6 protein-coding genes are annotated in these 5,133 nt (G+C 57.0%); all 6 read right to left on the bottom strand.

The features are described 5' to 3' along the window. Positions 1–789, bottom strand: coding sequence for a DUF1295 domain-containing protein (locus NZ823_15310; GenBank protein ID MCS6806498.1), 789 nt, complete (start codon positions 787–789; stop codon positions 1–3). Positions 790–866: 77 nt separating this feature from the next. After that, a complete protein-coding gene (locus tag NZ823_15305; protein ID MCS6806497.1) occupies positions 867–1,205 on the bottom strand; it encodes a DUF1475 domain-containing protein in 339 nt (112 codons plus the stop codon). 127 nt (positions 1,206–1,332) lie between these two features. Continuing rightward, a complete protein-coding gene (locus NZ823_15300; GenBank protein ID MCS6806496.1) occupies positions 1,333–2,202 on the bottom strand; it encodes a hypothetical protein in 870 nt (289 codons plus the stop codon). After that, a complete protein-coding gene (locus tag NZ823_15295) occupies positions 2,199–2,393 on the bottom strand; it encodes a DUF2256 domain-containing protein (protein MCS6806495.1) in 195 nt (64 codons plus the stop codon). Before NZ823_15295 ends, NZ823_15300 begins: the two co-directional genes overlap by 4 nt. Positions 2,394–2,397: 4 nt before the next feature. Further along, positions 2,398–2,712, bottom strand: coding sequence for a VOC family protein (locus NZ823_15290; protein MCS6806494.1), 315 nt, complete (start codon positions 2,710–2,712; stop codon positions 2,398–2,400). Between the two features lie 24 nt (positions 2,713–2,736). Further along, entirely contained in the window at positions 2,737–4,104 is a 1,368-nt protein-coding gene (locus tag NZ823_15285) for a TIGR01777 family oxidoreductase (protein ID MCS6806493.1), read from the bottom strand. Positions 4,105–5,133 lie beyond the last annotated feature (1,029 nt).

Below are 5,133 nucleotides of genomic sequence, written 5' to 3'. Positions count from 1 at the left end.
TTATGATTGTCGTGGAAACCACGGCACAAAAGCACTCGTCCTCTGTTGATAGGCGCGGTAGGCATCGCCTTTGCTTCGTAGCAACTGCGCCTCGGTCGCCGGAATGCCGGTGACGCGCAACAGAAAATAGAGCATCAGCGCTGGCGCGATGATTGAGATGAAACCGTAGGGCGACGCCCAGGCGAACACACACAGCGCCACCCAGACAAGCCATTCAAAGAAGTAATTTGGATGACGTGAATATCGCCACAAGCCGATGTTGCACACCTTGCCTCGGTTTGCGGGATCGGATTTGAATGCTTTGAGCTGCTGATCAGCGACCGACTCGCCCACCACAGCGATGATCCACACAGCGCAACCCAACCATTCCAACGGCGAGAGCTCAGGCCGAGGATTGATGCTCGCCAGCAGCACTGGCGTGGACAAGATCACATTCAACAGCGCTTGGAATTGGAAAAAGAAGAAAAACTTCAATGGCACATTCCCGCCCCATTGTTGACGAAGATGCTGATACCGCGCATCCTCCGGCTGGCCGATAGTTCGCGCCGTCAGGTGAGCCGCCAGCCGCGCGCCCCATACAACCGCCATCGTGGTGACAAGCGCCCGGCGCGGCCCGTACCCGTCGCCCATCACAGCATAGACCAGCGCGATCAGCGCGTAATTGCCAGCCCAGCCAATATCCACGATCCCAGCATTCTTCAGACGCAGGTGCAGAACCCACAGTACAAGCATGATCAGCGCCGCACAAAGCCAACCGACCAGCAACATGTTCAATATCAGGTCCGACATGGGCTTTCTTTAGCTAATATCAAGGCGTGGACCAGAATTGAAGATCACGCTCGTCTTCCAATGCCAATGTTCCGGCTTCAGGCTTCCTGCTGCCGCAACAACAATGACTCCCATGAATCTCCGGGCTTCAGCTTTGACAACTGGATCAGCATGTACACCGACATGGCGATGTTGCCGAGCGACATAATCAGAATAAACCAGATCACTTTGGCAGCAACCCGCCGCTCCTTGTAAGCAACCCAGACGAAAAACGTCACGAACCCGAAATAAGCATCGGCCAACGTGGCGCGAAACCACGCATCGGGCCACAACGCGGCGCCTGCTTCGAATACGCCGCGCTCCATCATCGCCCTCGTGGTGACATAAAGCATGCTCAGCAGAATAGCAAGGAAGAGTATTCTCAACCATTGCCTCATATCACACCTCCGTTCATCTCACGCCGCTGCTCATTTCACACCGCCGCTCATATCACGCCTCCGCGCACACTTCTTGCAAGAAGGACTTTGTGCAACAGCGGAGAGGTTCGATTGATGGCCACATTGATCAGATATTCAGCGCCAGACGTGGCCGCGCGAAGCGAACGATTCCGTGCAATTCCCATGCAAAAGGAATGTAACCAAGATAACCAAGCAGCGGCATTTCAAACACGCGCCAGAATCCAAAGAAGGGCACATGATAAATCCACTTCGGATAGGAGAAATAATTCCACATCTCCCAGAAGAATCCGCAGATCAATACGCCCGTGGCAAGTGATACGACGGTGCGCCAGTCACCACGCTGAATGTCATTCAACAATGCATGTCGCCCAAGCCAACGATTGATCGGTTCAATCAAACACACCAGCGACGTCCACACGAACGGATAGCAGTAGCGAGGAAACGCGAGCAGCAACGTCAGCATGGCTGCGCCGACGATAAACACATTCCTGGAGACCTGCGGCGTGATCGCCACCGGCGAGCGTGAGGCGAAACGCTCGATCCAGCGAAACGTTCGCGCCAGCTCCGTTGTGACCAAAACCGCCGGTATGACAGTGGAAAAACTGAGCGTCGCGAGGAGGAAGTGAGCGGCATCGGTGTACAAGCGGCTTCCCAGATATTCCCAGTTCTGCGTTCGCCAGTTGATCAATTCAAACAACCACCACATCGGCGCGGATAGAGCGAAGAGCAGCGCAAACTCCCGTGGCGAGCGCGTCACCAGCGATGTGCCGCGTCGGCGGTAAACCAGCCCATCAACCACGAGGATGTATCCCAGCCAGAGCGGAAAAAAGAGCACATGCGTGCGCAATCCGGTCAACATCCAATTCAGTGGCCAGCATGTCGCCACGAGCGCCAGCCCGACCCAGTGATACCACTTCAGTCGCGCCGGGCGGTCTCGGTCAAGTTGCTCAGGTTGTATCTGCGCAAGGGTTATCATCGGCAATCCACATGCTTCATCATCAATGACGGATTCTTAGCAACACCGGACGATCTGGCGCGGCAGCGGCGACTGCAATAACGCACGCGATGCCACTCATGCGCCCATTTTCGCCGCCAAGCGAATGACCGCCCGCAGACGACGCACACTTTCGTTGGCAATGAGTGCTTTTTCCGGGGCCTGGTTTTCATGATCTCAATCCGTCGCCAGAATCTCCACAGCATTGCCAGATGGGTCTTGGATGTAGACTGAGCGTGTGCCATCTCGGTGGGTCTTCAGCTTGCCGAACGCTTCGGCATCAGGACTGAACAGGGCGATGTGCGGCGGATGTTGCTCGGCGATGACGAAGGCCAGTTTGACGTTGTTGAACTGCAGCATCGCCCACGTGTCATCCTGATAGCACACCTCACACTTGAATGTTCGGGTATACCACTCAACCGCCGCCTTCACATCCACGACGCAGATGGCGACGTGATCTATCGTATCAAGCAAATTCTTATCAATCGTCATATCCTCTGATGATGTTCAGCTCGATTACGCGCCGAGTAAGTGCCGCAATGCGCCTTCCAAATCTGGATGCCGAAACTGATAGCCGCTCTCCAACAAGCGAGCTGGTTCAACCCGCGCGCTGGCCAGCAGCAGCGCATCGGCCATCTCGCCAAAGGCCAGTTGGGCAGCAAATGCTGGCATGGGAAAGATCGTCGGACGACTCAACACGCGCCCCAGTGTCTTCGTGAATTCAGCATTCGTCACGGCGCGTGGCGCGACCAGATTGACCGGGCCACTCAACTGCTCATTGGTTATCAAGTGATGAATCGCTCCAATCACGTCGTCAATCGAAATCCAGCTCCAGTACTGCCGACCGTGACCGATGACGCCGCCCAGTCCGAGCTTAAACGGCAGCAGCATCTTTTGCAGTGCGCCGCCACGGGGCGTGAACACAATACCAATTCGCGCGTTGACGACGCGAATGCCAGCTTGCGCTGCCGGTTCGGTCGCGGCTTCCCATTCCTTGCAGACGTCGGCCAGAAATCCTGAACCGGCGGGACTCGCTTCGGTGAGCACGTCCGCGCCTCGGTCGCCATAAAATCCAATGGCTGAGGCGCACACCAGCACGCGCGGTTTCCGCTCCAACGCGGCGAGCGTTTGCGAGACCAGCCGTGTCCCGTTCACGCGGCTGTCGCGTATCCGCGCTTTCTTTTCCGGCGTCCAGCGCCCGTCGGCGATATTCTCTCCGGCCAGATGCACGACGGCATCTAGATCTTCCAGTTTGGCGCTCTCGATGACACCTACATCAGGGTTCCAGTGAACTTCATCTGTTTTCGGCTGCGAACGAACGGCGCGTGTGACCTGATGACCACCGCCGGTCAAAAACGGCACGAGTGCCGCGCCGATCAATCCGCTCGCGCCCGTGACCATGATGTGCATAGGCGAACCTCCTTGACTGTGGGCATGCACGGCGATGTCATGCGCCGTGACGTAGTGGCGATAGCGAAACAGCCGTTCCAGTTCGCCACGAACAAACTCACCTGCCACACAATTGCTAATGGGGGCTAATGGTAACGCATATTCGATATGGTCTTCCAGATAACACGCCGTCGGCCCATCCGGCTCGATCCGATGCGTGTGTTCCCATCGGGCGAACGGCCCTTCGATTTGTACATCACGAAACTGACACCCTTCGATGTAATCGCGATGTTCCGCCACCCATCGCTGACGAAGCGGACCGAGATGCAGGAGCAACACAACACGCGCGCCTGACTGAATGCCACCTGTGCGTTCGACAATTTCTACTGTTTGCCAGGGCGGCGTCAGCCGCTCCAATGCGCCCGGCTGTGCGTGCCAATCGAACACCGTCTTGGCCGGAGCCTCGATGCGCGTGCGATAGCGAAAGGTGGGCATGCGCCAAAGACTAGCGAAGACTCACAGACCGAAGCAAGCGCCACCGTCAGATTCGAGAACCTCTCCCCGCGATACCAAAAGGTCGCCAGATGTGCAACCCCTGGAATAGCAGAACGAGCAGTAGAGTAGCGCCTTGGAAACGCGCCAACACGTGCGCGTTCGTGACAAGATGTTGGACAGCATGAACGAGTTGATGAGAGAACGGGTGGCGATGTTGAAGGCGCGATGGATTTGCGGATGAGACACTCCAGACGTTGCGCATCTGGCTACCATCGTGTGGGCATCTGCCGCCGCCGCTGGGGAGTGAGCAGGCATCCACATAGAGACGCCCCTAGAAAGAACGTGCCCTTTTTCTCCGCAGTTGGTACTAATCAGCAATCCGCAATGGGTATCACCCACTGACTTGATGAGCGGCTTTGACAGAGCATGGAATTTATGCGCACTGCCAGCCGGGCGCTAAAGTTTTCTCGGTCGTCGTTATCGTTGACCAGAGAACGTGCTATGACGCCCCACTCACCTTGGAGGGAATCGCCCATGAGCTCCGCGCTCGCCACGAAGCATGAAAATGGTTATTTGCAGAGGAGAGGAGTCGGGCGGCCACGGCGAGCCGCCCGTACAGGGTGGCTCTGGGCTCGCGTTTTTGCCAGGAAAGCAGGCGAGCCTGTATGGGGGCCTCGCTGTGGGCCCCCGCGTAGAATGCGTGCGAGCGGATAGGACCGAATTCTTCAACCCACAATTGGTACTGCCCATCTGTGTTCATCAGTGGTGTTTCCGAGGAAACGCTCAAATGTTTTCAGAGCAATCGCCCATGTGCAAACGCACGGCACGAACGATGAAAATAGAATGCTTTCGTGAGGTTCGTGTGTTTCGTGGGCGATTTTCGGAGGAGTCGGGCGGCCACGGCGAGCCGCCCGTACAGGGTGGCTGTGGGCTCGCGTTTTTGCCAGGAAAGCGGGCAGGCCTGTATGGGGGCCTCGCTGTGGGCCCCCGCGTAGAATGCGTGCGAGCGGATAGGACCGAATTCTTCAA

The organism is Blastocatellia bacterium (assembly GCA_025054955.1).
Lineage (GTDB): Bacteria > Acidobacteriota > Blastocatellia > HR10 > J050 > JANWZE01.
This window is presented reverse-complemented; position numbering and strand designations above follow the sequence as displayed.